The 13,510-nt window shown below is 60.2% G+C and carries 13 protein-coding genes and 1 riboswitch; of the genes, 10 read left to right on the forward strand and 3 right to left on the reverse strand.

From position 1 onward, the window contains the following. Positions 1–80: 80 nt before the first annotated feature. The 7 genes from nikA to K5R89_RS14395 all read left to right on the forward strand — a co-directional run bounded on the left by nikA (position 81) and on the right by K5R89_RS14395 (position 6,711). Positions 81–1,649 carry a nickel ABC transporter substrate-binding protein gene (nikA, locus tag K5R89_RS14365; protein ID WP_087827787.1) on the forward strand — a complete coding sequence of 523 codons (1,569 nt, stop codon included), beginning with the start codon at positions 81–83 and terminating at the stop codon, positions 1,647–1,649. After that, positions 1,649–2,593, forward strand: coding sequence for a nickel ABC transporter permease subunit NikB (gene nikB, locus K5R89_RS14370; RefSeq protein WP_023291267.1), 945 nt, complete (start codon positions 1,649–1,651; stop codon positions 2,591–2,593). The genes nikA and nikB overlap by 1 nt, the downstream gene beginning before the upstream one ends. Continuing rightward, positions 2,590–3,423: a nickel ABC transporter permease subunit NikC gene (gene nikC, locus K5R89_RS14375; protein WP_048298537.1), complete on the forward strand. Its 834-nt coding sequence runs from the start codon at positions 2,590–2,592 to the stop codon at positions 3,421–3,423. Before nikB ends, nikC begins: the two co-directional genes overlap by 4 nt. Further along, a complete protein-coding gene (gene nikD / locus K5R89_RS14380) occupies positions 3,423–4,187 on the forward strand; it encodes a nickel import ATP-binding protein NikD (RefSeq protein ID WP_087827788.1) in 765 nt (254 codons plus the stop codon). The genes nikC and nikD overlap by 1 nt, the downstream gene beginning before the upstream one ends. After that, the gene (gene nikE, locus K5R89_RS14385) at positions 4,184–4,975 is read left to right on the forward strand and encodes a nickel import ATP-binding protein NikE (protein WP_087827789.1); all 792 of its coding nucleotides are present in this window, start codon (positions 4,184–4,186) and stop codon (positions 4,973–4,975) included. Before nikD ends, nikE begins: the two co-directional genes overlap by 4 nt. Next, the gene (gene nikR, locus K5R89_RS14390) at positions 4,963–5,361 is read left to right on the forward strand and encodes a nickel-responsive transcriptional regulator NikR (protein WP_023291271.1); all 399 of its coding nucleotides are present in this window, start codon (positions 4,963–4,965) and stop codon (positions 5,359–5,361) included. Before nikE ends, nikR begins: the two co-directional genes overlap by 13 nt. A gap of 98 nt (positions 5,362–5,459) precedes the next feature. Then, positions 5,460–5,641, forward strand: a riboswitch (M-box (ykoK) riboswitch). 56 nt (positions 5,642–5,697) lie between these two features. Beyond that, on the forward strand, positions 5,698–6,711 hold the full coding sequence (locus K5R89_RS14395; protein ID WP_023291272.1) for a magnesium transporter: 1,014 nt from the start codon (positions 5,698–5,700) through the stop codon (positions 6,709–6,711). Positions 6,712–6,748: 37 nt separating this feature from the next. On the opposite strand, the gene K5R89_RS14400 is transcribed toward K5R89_RS14395, so the two are convergent. Next, positions 6,749–7,942 carry an NAD(P)/FAD-dependent oxidoreductase gene (locus tag K5R89_RS14400; protein ID WP_080820584.1) on the reverse strand — a complete coding sequence of 398 codons (1,194 nt, stop codon included), beginning with the start codon at positions 7,940–7,942 and terminating at the stop codon, positions 6,749–6,751. A 229-nt stretch (positions 7,943–8,171) separates the two neighbouring features. Here K5R89_RS14400 and pitA point away from each other — a divergent pair, with 229 nt between their 5' ends. Then, on the forward strand, positions 8,172–9,668 hold the full coding sequence (pitA, locus tag K5R89_RS14405) for an inorganic phosphate transporter PitA (protein WP_004204940.1): 1,497 nt from the start codon (positions 8,172–8,174) through the stop codon (positions 9,666–9,668). Between the two features lie 59 nt (positions 9,669–9,727). Here the strand turns inward: pitA and uspB are convergent, their stop codons facing one another. Next, positions 9,728–10,063, reverse strand: coding sequence for a universal stress protein UspB (gene uspB, locus K5R89_RS14410; RefSeq protein ID WP_002921203.1), 336 nt, complete (start codon positions 10,061–10,063; stop codon positions 9,728–9,730). Between the two features lie 382 nt (positions 10,064–10,445). Here uspB and uspA point away from each other — a divergent pair, with 382 nt between their 5' ends. Both uspA and dtpB read left to right on the forward strand, forming a co-directional pair. Beyond that, the gene (uspA, locus tag K5R89_RS14415; protein WP_004145166.1) at positions 10,446–10,883 is read left to right on the forward strand and encodes a universal stress protein UspA; all 438 of its coding nucleotides are present in this window, start codon (positions 10,446–10,448) and stop codon (positions 10,881–10,883) included. Between the two features lie 255 nt (positions 10,884–11,138). Next, a complete protein-coding gene (dtpB, locus tag K5R89_RS14420; RefSeq protein ID WP_049013010.1) occupies positions 11,139–12,611 on the forward strand; it encodes a dipeptide/tripeptide permease DtpB in 1,473 nt (490 codons plus the stop codon). 145 nt (positions 12,612–12,756) lie between these two features. Here the strand turns inward: dtpB and rsmJ are convergent, their stop codons facing one another. After that, entirely contained in the window at positions 12,757–13,509 is a 753-nt protein-coding gene (gene rsmJ, locus K5R89_RS14425; RefSeq protein ID WP_004204942.1) for a 16S rRNA (guanine(1516)-N(2))-methyltransferase RsmJ, read from the reverse strand. Position 13,510 lies beyond the last annotated feature (1 nt).

Raw genomic sequence — 13,510 nt, forward strand, 5'->3', positions numbered from 1 at the left:
CGCAATATTGATCCAGGTTACTCCGAAAGTATGATGAATCACTAAAATCGTCATACTTTCCTGTCGCTGAGAACGCCGTCTTGTCTATTTTCCGCCTCACTCTGCTGGCGCTGATCGCCTGCGCCCCTCTGCTGGCTCAGGCCGCACAGCACTCGCTTACTACCGCCTGGCCGGTGAACGTCGGCCCGCTGAATCCGCATCTCTATACGCCCAACCAGATGTTTGCCCAAAGCATGGTCTATGAACCGCTGGTGAAGTATCAGGCTGACGGCAGCGTGCAGCCCTGGCTGGCGACCCGCTGGCGCCACTCCGCCGATGGTAAAACCTGGTGGTTTACCCTGCGCGAGGATGTGACCTTCTCCAACGGCGAACCCTTTAACGCCCAGGCCGCGGCGGCTAATTTCCAGGCGGTGCTCGCCAACCGCCAACGCCACGCCTGGCTTGAGCTCGCCAATCAGATAACCGACGTGCGGGCGCTCAGCGCCAGCGAGCTGCAGCTCACCCTGAAAAGCGCCTACGCCCCCTTACTCCAAGAGCTGGCCCTGCCGCGCCCGTTCCGCTTTATCGCCCCCTCGCAGTTTATCGATGGCGGCACCGCCAACGGCATCAAAGCCCCGATCGGCACCGGGCCGTGGCGACTGGCGAGTTCGCAGCTCAATCAGCGCGACGTGCTGGTACGCAACGAACGCTACTGGGGTAATAAACCCGCGCTACAGCAAATCACCATCAAAGTGATCCCCGACGCCACCAGCCGCGCGGTGGCGTTCGAAACCGGGGAAATCGACATGCTCTACGGCGACGAGGGGCTGCTGCCGCTGGATACCTTCGAACGCTTTCGTCATCACCCCGGCTACGCGGCTCGTCTCTCCGCCCCGGCGGAGACGGTGATGCTGGCGCTGAACGCCAGCCAGGGCCCGACCCGCGAGCAGGCGGTGCGCGAGGCGCTCAACTACGCCGTCGACAAGCAGACCCTCGTCGATAGCGTGCTCTACGGCACCCAGCAGGTTGCCGACACCCTGTTTGCGCCCTCGGTCCCCTACGCCCCGCAGGATCTGACGCCGCGCCGTTACGACCCGGCAAAAGCCCGCGCCCTGCTGGCGCAGGCCGGCTGGCAGCAACCGGAAGGCCAGCCCTGGCGACAAAAGGCCGGGCAACCGCTGGCGATTGAGCTGGCGTTTATCGGCACCGACGCGCTGGCTAAATCGATGGCCGAAATTATTCAGGCCAATCTGCGGGAGGTCGGCGTCCGCGTCACCCTGGTGGGCGAGGAGGAGAGCAGCATCTATGCGCGCCAGCGCGAAGGGCGGTTCGGCATGATCTTCAATCGCACCTGGGGCGCGCCCTACGATCCGCATGCCTTTTTAAGCTCGATGCGCGTGCCCTCCCATGCCGATTATCAGGCCCAGCGCGGCCTGCCCGACAAGGCGCTGATTGATAAAGAGATTAGCGAGGTGCTGACCACCAGCGACGAGGCGCAGCGGAAACGGCTGTACCACGATGTGCTGAGCCGCCTGCATCAGGACGCGGTGTACCTGCCCATCAGCTATGTCTCGCTGATGTCGGTTGCGCGCCGGGAAGTCGGGGAGATCCCGTTCGCGCCGGTGAGCACCGAGATCCCTTTCGACCAGATTAAACCGGTAACGCCATAATGCTACGCTATATTTTACGCCGCCTGCTGCTGCTGATCCCGCTGCTGCTCGCCGCCTCCGCCATCATCTTTCTGCTGCTGCGGCTCGGCACCGGCGACCCGGCGCTGGATTATTTACGCCTGTCAAACCTGCCGCCCACTGAAGAGATGGTCGCCTCGACCCGCGAACTGCTGGGGCTCAACCAGCCGCTGGCGATGCAGTATCTGCACTGGCTGTGGCGGGCGCTGCACCTGGACTTTGGCCTCTCCTATGCCACCCGGCGCCCGGTGCTGGATGACCTGCTGCACTTCCTGCCGGCCACCCTGCTGCTCACCGGCGCGGCGCTGGCGCTGATCCTCGTCACCTCGCTGCCGCTGGGGATCTGGGCGGCGCGCCATCGCGATCGCCTGCCGGACTTTGCTGTGCGGCTGATTGCCTTCCTCGGCGTGTCGATGCCGAACTTCTGGCTGGCCTTTCTGCTGGTGATGCTTTTTTCCGTGCATCTGCAGTGGCTTCCGGCGATGGGGTACGGCGACTGGCAGCACCTGATATTGCCCGCCGTCTCCATCGCCTTTATGTCGCTGGCGATCAACGCCCGTCTGCTGCGCGCCAGCATGCTGGAGGTCTCCAGCCAGCGTCACGTGGTGTGGGCGCGGCTGCGCGGCTTGAGCGCGCGCCAGGTGGAGCGGCGGCATATCCTGCGCAACGCCACCCTGCCGGTGGTGACCGCCATGGGCATGCACATTGGCGAGCTGATCGGCGGCACCATGATTATTGAAAATATCTTTGCCTGGCCGGGGGTCGGCCGCTACGCGGTTTCCGCGATCTTCAATCGCGATTACCCGGTGATTCAGTGCTTTACGCTGATGATGGTCACGGTGTTCGTGCTGGCTAACCTGGCGGTGGATGTGCTCAACGCGGCGCTCGACCCGCGCCTGCGCCGCCATGAGGAGGTGAGCGTATGAGATGGCTGCGAAACTTCCGCTGGCCGGTGAAACTGGCCCTGCTGGTTATTGCGCTGCTGGCGGTCATCGCCATCGGCAGCGGCTGGTGGCTCCCCTCGGATCCGGCGGCGATTAACCTGCAGCAGCGACTGCTGCCGCCAGGGGCAGCGCACTGGCTGGGGACCGATCATCTAGGACGGGATATTTTCTCGCGCCTGCTGGCCGCCACCCGCGTCTCGCTGGGGGCGGTAATGGCCTGCCTGCTGCTGGTGCTGCTGATCGGTCTGGCGGTTGGCGGCAGCGCCGGGCTGCTGGGCGGCCGCGCTGACCGCGGCCTGATGCGCCTCGCCGAACTGTTTATGACCTTTCCAACCTCGATCCTGTCGTTCTTTATGGTGGGGGTGCTCGGCACCGGGCTGACCAACGTGATCCTCGCCATTGCGCTATCGCACTGGGCCTGGTACGCCAGAATGGTGCGTAATCTGGTGGTCTCCCTGCGCCAGCGCGAATTTATCCTCGCCGCCCGCCTGAGCGGCGCCAGCCAGTGGCGGCTGTTCAGCGACCATCTGGCAGGGGCGGTGATCCCCTCGCTGCTGGTGCTCGCCTCACTGGATATCGGCCATATGATGCTTCACGTGGCCGGCATGTCGTTCCTTGGCCTCGGCGTCAGCGCGCCGACGGCGGAATGGGGGGTGATGATCAACGATGCCCGGCAGTATATCTGGACCCAGCCGCTGCAGATGGTCTGGCCGGGGCTGGCGCTGTTCATCAGCGTGATGGCCTTTAACCTGCTGGGCGACGCGCTGCGCGATCGCCTCGATCCTCACCTGATCGCGGAGCATAGCCACTGATGCCGCAAAAGATCCAACTGCAACAGATCGCCCTTGCCGCCGACCGCCCGCTGGTCAGCGACGTCTCTCTTACCCTGCGCCGCGGCAAGGTGCTGGCGCTGCTCGGCAGCAGCGGCAGCGGGAAATCGCTTACCTGCGCCGCCGCGCTGGGCCTGCTGCCGCCCGGCGTCAGCCAGACCGCCGGCCGGGTGTTGCTTGACGGCATGCCGGTGCACGGCGAACAGCTGCGCGGCGCGACTATCGCCACCATCATGCAGAACCCACGCAGCGCCTTTAATCCGCTGCATACCATGGCCGCCCACGCTCGGGAAACTTGCCGGGCGGCGGGACGCGAAGCGAATGACGCCGCCCTGCTGGCGGTGATGGAAGAGGTGGGTCTGGATAATCCGCGCTCGCTGCTCAGCCGCTATCCCTTCGAGATGAGCGGCGGCATGCTGCAGCGGATGATGATCGCCCTCGCCCTGCTCAGCCGCGCGCCCTTTATCATCGCCGACGAGCCGACCACCGACCTCGATGCCATCGCCCAGGCGCGGATCCTCGATCTGCTGGCGGATATCGTCGCCAGCCGCGGTCTGGGGCTGCTGCTGGTAACACATGACATGGGCGTTGTAGCGCGGCTGGCGGATGACGTGATGGTCATGGAGAACGGTCGCTTCGTTGAACAGTGCGATGTAAACACGCTGTTCAGCGCCCCACAGCACCCGCTGAGCCAGCGCCTGCTGGCGGCGCATCTGGCGCTGTACGGACTGGAGAAAACAGCATGAATTTACTCAGCGTCAACGGGGTGAGCCACGATTACCCCCGCCACGGCAGGGTCCTGCACGAGATCCAACTCGCCATCGCCCCCGGCGAAACGGTGGCCCTGCTCGGGCGCAGCGGCTGCGGCAAGAGCACCCTGGCGCGGATGCTGGTGGGCCTGGAAACGCCGCAGCACGGCGATATTGTCTGGCGCGGCACACCGCTGACCGCCCTGAAGGGCGAGGCCGTCGGCGCCTTCCGCCGTGATATTCAGCTGGTGTTTCAGGACGCCTTCAGCGCGGTGAATCCGCGCAAAACGGTGCGCGAGATCGTCAGCGAGCCGCTGCGCCATCTGTTCCGCTTGTCGCGCGAGGAACGCGCACGGCGGGTGGAAGAGATGCTGCACGCGGTCGACCTTTCCACGACGCTGCTCGATAAACGCCCGGCACAGCTCAGCGGCGGACAGCTGCAGCGCGTCTGCCTGGCTCGCGCCCTGGCGGTGCGGCCGCAGCTGTTGATCCTGGATGAAGCGGTCTCGAATCTCGATCTGCTGCTGCAGGCGGAGATTATCGCCCTGCTGAAGCGCCTGCAGGCCCGGTTTGGCACCGCCTGCCTGTTCATTACCCACGACCTGCGGCTGGTGGAGCGCTTTTGCCAGCGGGTGCTGGTGATGGAGCACGGACGCATCGTCGAAACCGCAACGGTCAGTCTACCGCTGCGCCTGCGCTCCCCTGCCGGACAGACGCTCCAGCAGGCGGTGCTGCCACCTTTTCCTGCCACTCTGCTCAACGAGGCCATGCCATGCAGCGCGTAACCCTGACCCTTGATGATGACCTGCTGGCCGCTCTCGATGCGCTCAGCGCCCGCCGCGGCTACCATAACCGTTCGGAGGCGGTACGCGATATTCTGCGCGACGCCCTCAACCAGGATCCCGCGCCGTCAGAGCCGCGGCGCGGTTATGCCGTCCTGTCATATGTCTACGAGCATGAAAAACGCGAACTGGCGAGCCGGCTGGTGGCCACCCAGCATCATCATCACGATCTCTCCGTCGCCACGCTGCATGTGCATATCAGCCATGACGACTGCCTGGAGATTGCGGTGCTGAAGGGAGACATGGCCGAGGTGCAGCATTTTGCCGACGACGTGATTGCCCAGCGCGGTGTGCGCCATGGGCATTTGCAGTGTTTAGCGGATGATTAACTATTTGAAAATGAGTGGGTGGTTTATCAACAGTTGATAAACCACCTAAACTATACGCTTTGTGAATTATCCCTCTTCGCCAATAATGGCGCCTCATTTAACGATCTCGTTATGGCGAGGCTCCTGCATAAATACAAGTTACCGCCCTGTTGGTATCGAGAGAGACCACTCAGGGAAATACAGGCTTCCATCGAATCAAGGTGTTGCCAAGGTAACTTCTGGCGGTCATGACCGTTCAGATACGTTATGCAGTGCTAAAACCAGGACGTAGGGATCTGCCTGCGCTAACCCTGTCTTGTTCGCCCCTATGAGTGATTTTTTATAGGGATTTTAATCATGTCTTCCATTCAACTCTGCGCCGCCCATCAGGCGACCTCTGGCTTCGACGGCGATGCCATCGCCCAGTACATGCGTACCGACTTTATTACGCTGCAGGAACATCTCAGCGTCCATGAAGCGCGGGAGCACTTTATCTCACAGCTCACCAGCGATGATATTCCCGGCCAGGTGTTTGTGGTCGCCGGCAAGAAGCTGCGCGGCAGCCTGTCGGTCAAAAAGCTACTGCAGGAAGGGGATGTCGGGCAGTCTATCCGCTACCTGATGGACAGCTGCCTGTTCCGCGTCAAACCTGACGATGAACGCCCGCAGGTGATAGCCGAGCTCAACGAGCGCGGCCTCGACCTGGTTCCCGTCGTCGATAAAGGCGAGCTGGTCGGCTGCCTGATGGAAAAGGAGATCGCCCATCTGCTGGAGGATGACGTCACCGAGGACGCCCAGCTGCAGGGGGCGACGCTGCCGCTGGAAAAACCGTATCTGGACATCAGCCCCTGGACGCTGTGGAAGAAACGCTCGGTGTGGTTGCTGCTGCTGTTCGTGGCCGAAGCCTACACCAGCAGCGTGCTGCAGCATTTTGAAGAGGCGCTGGAATCGGCCATCGCGCTGGCCTTCTTTATTCCGTTGCTCATCGGTACCGGCGGCAACAGCGGAACGCAGATCACCTCGACGCTGGTGCGCTCGATGGCGCTGGGAGAAGTACGGCTGCGCGATATGGGGCGGGTGATCCGCAAAGAGGTATCGACCTCATTTCTGATTGCCTTAACGCTGGGGCTGGCGGGCTGCCTGCGCGCCTGGATGATGGGCATCGGCATGGAAATCACGCTGATCGTCAGCCTGACGCTGGTATGCATTACCCTGTGGAGCGCGATTGTCTCGTCGGTCATCCCGATGGTGCTTAAACGGATCGGCATCGACCCGGCGGTGGTTTCCGCACCGTTTATCGCCACGCTGATCGATGGCACCGGACTGATCATCTATTTCAAAATCGCCCAGTATTTTCTTGGGTTGAACTAACCTACACGCCCGGGCGCCGAATGCCCGGGCCCTTAGTTTAAGCGTCCACCAGCGCCTGCGCGCAGGCCCAGGCGCTTGACCACGCCCACTGGAAGTTATACCCGCCGAGCCAGCCGGTGACGTCCATCACTTCGCCGATAAAGTAGAGGCCCGGCGTCTTACGCGCCTCCATAGTACGCGACGAGAGCTCATTGGTATCCACGCCGCCGAGGGTCACCTCCGCCGTCCGGTAGCCTTCGGTGCCGTTCGGCTGCACGCGCCAGGCGGTCAGGGTCTCCACCAGCGCCTGCTGGTCGCGAACGTTCAGCTGCTTCAGCGTGACATCAGGAATTTGCCCCAGCTGCTGCAGGCACTCCACCAGCCGCTTCGGCAACTGCATCGCGAGGGTGTTTTTCAGGCTCTGGTTGGGATGCGCGCCGCGCTGCTCGTTAAGGAAGTCTTCAAGATTGCAGTCCGGCAGCAGATTCACGGTGACGAACTCGCCGGGCTGCCAGTAGCTGGAAATTTGCAGCACCGCCGGTCCGGAAAGGCCGCGATGGGTGAACAACAGATTTTCGCGGAACAGGGTGCCGTTCTCGGCGGTGATGGTCGACGGCACCGAGACGCCGGAGAGAACCTGCAGCTGCTCAAGCAGCGGCTTGTGCAGAGTAAACGGCACCAGACCCGCACGGGTCGGCAGCACCTTCAGGCCGAACTGTTCGGCGATTTTATAGCCGAACGGCGAGGCGCCAAGGCCCGGCATCGACAAGCCGCCGGAGGCGATCACCAGCTTTTTGGTCGCCAGCGTTTCGCCGTTCACCTGGAGCCGGTAACCTTGCTCGTCGCGCTCGACGCTGAGGATTTCGCTGCGCAGGCGGATCTGCACGCCGCCCTTTTCGCATTCCGCCAGCAACAGATTGACGATCTGTTCCGCCGAATCATCGCAAAACAGCTGACCGAGGGTTTTCTCATGCCAGGCGATGCCATATTTGCCGACCAGCTCGATAAAGTCCCACTGGGTGTAGCGCGCCAGGGCAGATTTGCAAAAATGCGGGTTTTGGCTCAAATAGGCCGCCGGCTCAACATACATATTGGTAAAGTTGCAGCGACCGCCGCCGGACATCAGAATTTTTCGCCCCGGCTTTTTGCCGTTGTCGAGCAGCAGAACGCGACAGCCGAGCTGCCCCGCCTGCGCTGCGCAAAACATTCCCGCCGCTCCGGCGCCAACGACAATGGCATCAAACCTTTCCACAGCGCATTCCTCGTTCCCCAATTGTCGGGTTTTGTAAATATTTCACTCTGGTCACACCAGCGGGAAAAATCCCGCATTAGATACATCATTGAAAGATATAGGATTACTCCCAACAGGGTAAAACCTAAACAGGAAGAAAATCAAAAAAAGTCTATATTTCACTTTGCCCGCGCCGCTAAAGTCACTGATAATGCGCCGCGTTCATGTCCTCAAAATGGCGTAACGTCCTATGCTACATTTATTTGCCGGTCTGGATTTACATACCGGACTATTATTATTGCTTGCTTTAGCTTTTGTACTGTTTTACGAAGCGATTAACGGTTTCCATGATACCGCAAACGCGGTGGCTACGGTTATCTACACTCGCGCTATGCGCTCACAGCTCGCTGTGGCGATGGCGGCGCTCTTCAACTTCTTCGGCGTTCTGCTGGGGGGTCTCAGCGTAGCCTATGCCATCGTGCATATGCTGCCGACCGATCTGCTGCTTAACATGGGTTCCGCACATGGCCTCGCCATGGTGTTCTCTATGCTGCTGGCGGCGATCATCTGGAACCTCGGCACCTGGTACTTCGGTCTGCCGGCATCCAGTTCCCATACGCTGATCGGCGCTATCATCGGGATCGGTCTCACCAATGCCTTAATGACCGGTACGTCGGTCGTTGACGCGCTGAATATCCCGAAAGTCATCGGCATTTTTGGATCGCTGATTATCTCGCCTATCGTCGGCCTGGTGATCGCGGGCGGCCTGATTTTCCTGCTGCGTCGCTACTGGAGCGGCACCAAGAAACGGGCGCGTATCCACCTGACCCCAGCGGAGCGTGAAAAGAAAGACGGCAAGAAAAAGCCGCCGTTCTGGACCCGTATCGCCCTGATCCTGTCCGCTATCGGCGTGTCGTTCTCTCACGGCGCTAACGATGGACAGAAAGGCATTGGTCTGGTGATGCTGGTCCTGATCGGCGTCGCCCCGGCGGGCTTCGTGGTGAATATGAACGCCTCCGGTTACGAAATCACCCGTACCCGCGATGCGGTCAACAACGTGGAAACCTTCTTCCAGCAGCGCCCTGACCTGCTGAAGAAAGCCACCGGCGTTGACCAGCTGGTTCCCTCTCCGGACACCAATACCGCGGCCAACGGCGAGTTTCATTGTCATCCGGCGAACACCATCAACGCCCTTGACCGCGTGAAGACCATGCTGACCGGCGTTGAGAACTACGAGTCGCTAAAACCGGAACAGCGCGGCCAGCTGCGTCGTATCATGCTCTGCATCTCCGACACCACCGACAAAGTGGCGAAACTGCCGGACGTGAGCGCTGACGACCAGCGTCTGCTGAAGAAACTGAAAACCGATATGCTGAGCACCATCGAGTACGCGCCAATCTGGATTATCATGGCGGTCGCGCTGGCGCTGGGTATTGGCACCATGATCGGCTGGCGCCGCGTGGCGACCACTATCGGTGAGAAGATTGGTAAGAAGGGCATGACCTACGCTCAGGGGATGTCGGCGCAGATGACCGCGGCGGTGTCTATCGGTCTGGCGAGCTACACCGGGATGCCGGTCTCCACCACCCACGTACTCTCCTCCTCGGTAGCGGGGACGATGCTGGTGGATGGCGGTGGTCTGCAGAAAAAGACGGTGACGAGCATTCTGATGGCCTGGGTGCTGACCCTGCCGGCAGCGATTATCCTTTCAGGCGTCCTTTACTGGCTCTCCCTGAAGCTGATTTAAGCGTTATTCGTTCAAAACGGGCCAGCTTGCTGGCCCGTTTTTTTATCCCGAAGATGCCGTCAGTGCCAGATCATCAACGCAATCAGGCTCACCACCACCAGGCCGCACAGGGCGCTGGTCAGAATAAACTGGCGACGAACACGTTCGCAGCGACGAATAAATTCATCGTCATGATGGTCACGGTAGCGCTGGGCATAGATATACCACACCAGGCGCATCTGTTTGCTGGGCTGCCCGTGCGAGGTAAAAAAGCCGCCGCCATCGACGTACTGATAGAGCAAGGGATCGCAACCACGTAGCACAACCAATAATGCACGCAACGATGAGAAGTAGCGTGCCATATTCACCACACAAACGACACACAGGGCCCAAAACAGCGCAATAGTGCTGATCATACCTCCTCCCCGGCGACCCGCCCACGGAGAAACCCTCCGCGGCTACCGCTCCCCAAATAACCGACGACAATACCGTAAAGAGTGCGATTCCGATCACATTTATTTTTCCGACCGGCTCATTAAATAGTGTAGGAGATCCATTAATTTTTTTACCACAAGGTTATTCGTTATCAATACGTAAGACGGATAAATTTGTTTAACTTTTAGGTGAACCCAGTGCATTGACGGAGTGCGGGGGGCGCTATAAGGTAAGAAATATCTTCTACAATGAAGTCCTTAAAGGCTACCCTCCCGCGAATGTAGCACGCAGGACGCGGGCGAAACGGCAGCGCCAGCTGTCAGGTCCAATGGTCATCGACAAACTTATGGAAGGAGTAACACTATGGCTTACAAACATATTCTGATTGCAGTAGACCTGTCCCCGGAGAGTAAAGTACTGGTTGAAAAAGCCGTTTCTATGGCCCGCCCGTATAACGCGAAAGTCTCCCTGATCCACGTGGATGTGAATTACTCCGACCTCTACACCGGGCTGATTGACGTGAACCTCGGCGACATGCAAAAACGCATCTCCGAAGAGACCCATCACGCGCTGACCGAGCTCTCGACCAACGCCGGCTACCCGATCACCGAGACCCTGAGCGGCAGCGGCGACCTGGGCCAGGTGCTGGTCGATGCGATTAAAAAATATGATATGGACCTGGTGGTCTGCGGCCACCATCAGGACTTCTGGAGCAAGCTGATGTCCTCTGCCCGTCAGCTGATCAACACCGTCCATGTCGACATGCTGATTGTCCCGCTACGCGACGAAGAAGACGAATAACCGTCCCGTTGTGTCATGCCAGACGCCCGCCGCTGCGGGCGTTTTTATTTTCGCTTCCGCCTCGCCAGACAATAGAGCTTAACTCCATAAAAAAGCCATTCAATTAGTGTGATCAACCAGTTATTCACTAAAACATCTATATAATAATCTATTCAATAAGCCAATAACCGCAGCATGGCGAGTTATCAGACATTTTCGGCGCGTTCTGGCATACGCGTTCATACTTTTTGGGAAAGTAATACAAGGCGAAGGAATATGAATACAACTGCACCTACGGGCTTGCTGCAGCAACCTCGTCCGTTCTTTATGATCTTCTTTGTGGAGCTCTGGGAACGTTTTGGCTATTACGGCGTTCAGGGGATCCTGGCGGTCTTCTTTGTTAAACAGTTGGGCTTCTCTCAGGAACAGGCCTTTATCACCTTCGGCGCCTTCGCGGCGCTGGTTTACGGGCTGATCTCCATCGGCGGCTACGTGGGCGACCATCTGCTGGGGACCAAACGCACGCTGGTGCTCGGCGCGATTGTGCTGGCCATCGGCTACTTTATGACCGGGATGTCGCTGCTGAAACCGCAGCTGATCTTTATCGCCCTCGGCACCATCGCCGTCGGCAACGGTTTGTTTAAAGCCAACCCGGCGAGCCTGCTGTCAAAATGCTATCCGCCGAAGGATGCCCGTCTCGACGGGGCGTTTACCCTGTTTTATATGTCGATAAACATCGGTTCGCTGCTGTCGCTGTCGCTGGCGCCGGTGATCGCGGAAAAGTTTGGCTACGCGGTGACCTATAACCTGTGCGGCGCGGGGCTGATTATCGCGCTGCTGGTCTACCTCGCCTGCCGCGGGATGGTGAAAGAGATTGGTTCCGAGCCCGATCATCGCCCCCTCAGCCTGCGCAATCTGGCGCTGGTGCTGGCCGGTACGGTGGTAATGATTTTTCTCTGCGCCTGGCTGATGCATAACGTGATGATCGCCAACCTGGTGCTGATTGTCCTGTCGGTCGTGGTCATTGCGTTCTTTTTCCGCGAGGCGTTTCGCCTTGATAAAACCGGGCGCAACAAAATGTTCGTCGCCTTTATCCTGATGATCGAGGCGGTGCTGTTTTACATTCTCTACGCCCAGATGCCGACCTCGCTGAACTTCTTCGCCATCAATAACGTCCATCATCAGATCCTGGGTTTTACCATCAACCCGGTCAGTTTCCAGGCCCTGAACCCCTTCTGGGTGGTGGTGGCCAGCCCGGTGCTGGCGGCGATCTACACCCATCTCGGCCACAAGGGTAAAGACCTGACCATGCCGGTGAAATTTACCCTCGGGATGTTCCTCTGCGCGCTGGGCTTCCTTACCGCCGCGGCCGCCGGGATGTGGTTCGCCGACGCCCAGGGATTAACCTCGCCGTGGTTTATTGTGCTGGTTTATCTGTTCCAGAGCCTGGGCGAGTTGCTGATCAGCGCCCTGGGGCTGGCGATGGTCGCCGCGCTGGTGCCGCAGCATCTGATGGGCTTTATTCTGGGGATGTGGTTCCTGACCCAGGCCGCCGCGTTCCTGCTCGGCGGCTATGTGGCGACCTTCACCGCGGTGCCGGAAAATATCACCGACCCGCTGCAGACGCTGCCCGTTTACACCAGCGTGTTCAGTAAAATTGGCCTGGTGACCCTGGGGGTCACGGTAGTGATGGCGCTGATGGTGCCGTGGCTGAACCGGATGATTAATACCCCGGCCAGCGCCGAGTAACCGTTTAAGATGGCCGATCCGCACTGGCGCCGTTTGTTCAAATATTACGGTTCCCGGCTTGCGCTACGCTGAGCCGGGCTACAATGCGGTAGCCCGGATAAGGCGCGTTGCGCCGCTATCCGGGAGATACCACCACGGCGTAATATTACTCCGGCGTGCCGGCGTAAATATCAAACCGATGCCCTTTGGTCACCACCGCGTTCGGCGTGGCGACTTCCGCCAGCGGCGGCGCGTAATCCGGGCGCTTCACCACCACCCGTTTGGTCGCCAGCTGGCGCGCCGGGGCCAGCAGGCCATCGGCGTCTAAATCGGGCCCCACCAGCGACTGAAAGACGCGCATCTCTTTCTTCACCAGCGCGCTTTTCTGCTTATGCGGGAACATCGGGTCGAGGTAGACCACCTGCGGACGCGGTGTAATATCGGTCAGCGCCGTCAGGCTGGAGGCGTGGATCAGCTGCAGCCGCTCCTGCAGCCAGCCGCCGATTTCCGCATCGGCATAGCCGCGGGCCAGGCCATCGTCGAGCAGCGCGGCGACCACCGGATTACGCTCCAGCATCCGCACGCGACAGCCGACCGACGCCAGCACAAAGGCGTCACGCCCCAATCCGGCGGTGGCATCGACGACATCCGGCAGATAATCGCCTTTAATACCGACCGCTTTGGCCACCGCTTCACCGCGGCCGCCGCCAAACTTGCGCCGGTGGGCCATCGCCCCGCCGACGAAATCGACGAAGATACCGCCGAGTTTGGGCTCATCGCGCTTACGCAGCTCCAGATGCTCAGCGGTCAGCACCAGCGCCATCAGGTTATCGTCATCCTGCTCCAGCCCCCAGCGGGCGGCTAAAACAGATAAGGCGCCGTCTCCGGCGCCCGTTTCATCAATTAAGCAGATCTTCACC

The organism is Klebsiella sp. TF21-TM, assembly GCF_019753495.1.
GTDB classification, from domain to species: Bacteria; Pseudomonadota; Gammaproteobacteria; order Enterobacterales; family Enterobacteriaceae; genus Klebsiella; species Klebsiella quasipneumoniae.

Excerpts from the sequence above, each read along its gene's own strand:
- nikB (WP_023291267.1), top strand. The coding sequence starts at position 1,649 with ATGCTACGCTATATTTTACGCCGCCTGCTGCTGCTGATCCCGCTGCTG.
- nikC (WP_048298537.1), top strand. The coding sequence starts at position 2,590 with ATGAGATGGCTGCGAAACTTCCGCTGGCCGGTGAAACTGGCCCTGCTG.
- nikD (WP_087827788.1), top strand. The coding sequence starts at position 3,423 with ATGCCGCAAAAGATCCAACTGCAACAGATCGCCCTTGCCGCCGACCGC.
- nikE (WP_087827789.1), top strand. The coding sequence starts at position 4,184 with ATGAATTTACTCAGCGTCAACGGGGTGAGCCACGATTACCCCCGCCAC.
- nikR (WP_023291271.1), top strand. The coding sequence starts at position 4,963 with ATGCAGCGCGTAACCCTGACCCTTGATGATGACCTGCTGGCCGCTCTC.
- K5R89_RS14395 (WP_023291272.1), top strand. The coding sequence starts at position 5,698 with ATGTCTTCCATTCAACTCTGCGCCGCCCATCAGGCGACCTCTGGCTTC.
- pitA (WP_004204940.1), top strand. The coding sequence starts at position 8,172 with ATGCTACATTTATTTGCCGGTCTGGATTTACATACCGGACTATTATTA.
- uspB (WP_002921203.1), bottom strand. The coding sequence starts at position 10,063 with ATGATCAGCACTATTGCGCTGTTTTGGGCCCTGTGTGTCGTTTGTGTG.
- uspA (WP_004145166.1), top strand. The coding sequence starts at position 10,446 with ATGGCTTACAAACATATTCTGATTGCAGTAGACCTGTCCCCGGAGAGT.
- dtpB (WP_049013010.1), top strand. The coding sequence starts at position 11,139 with ATGAATACAACTGCACCTACGGGCTTGCTGCAGCAACCTCGTCCGTTC.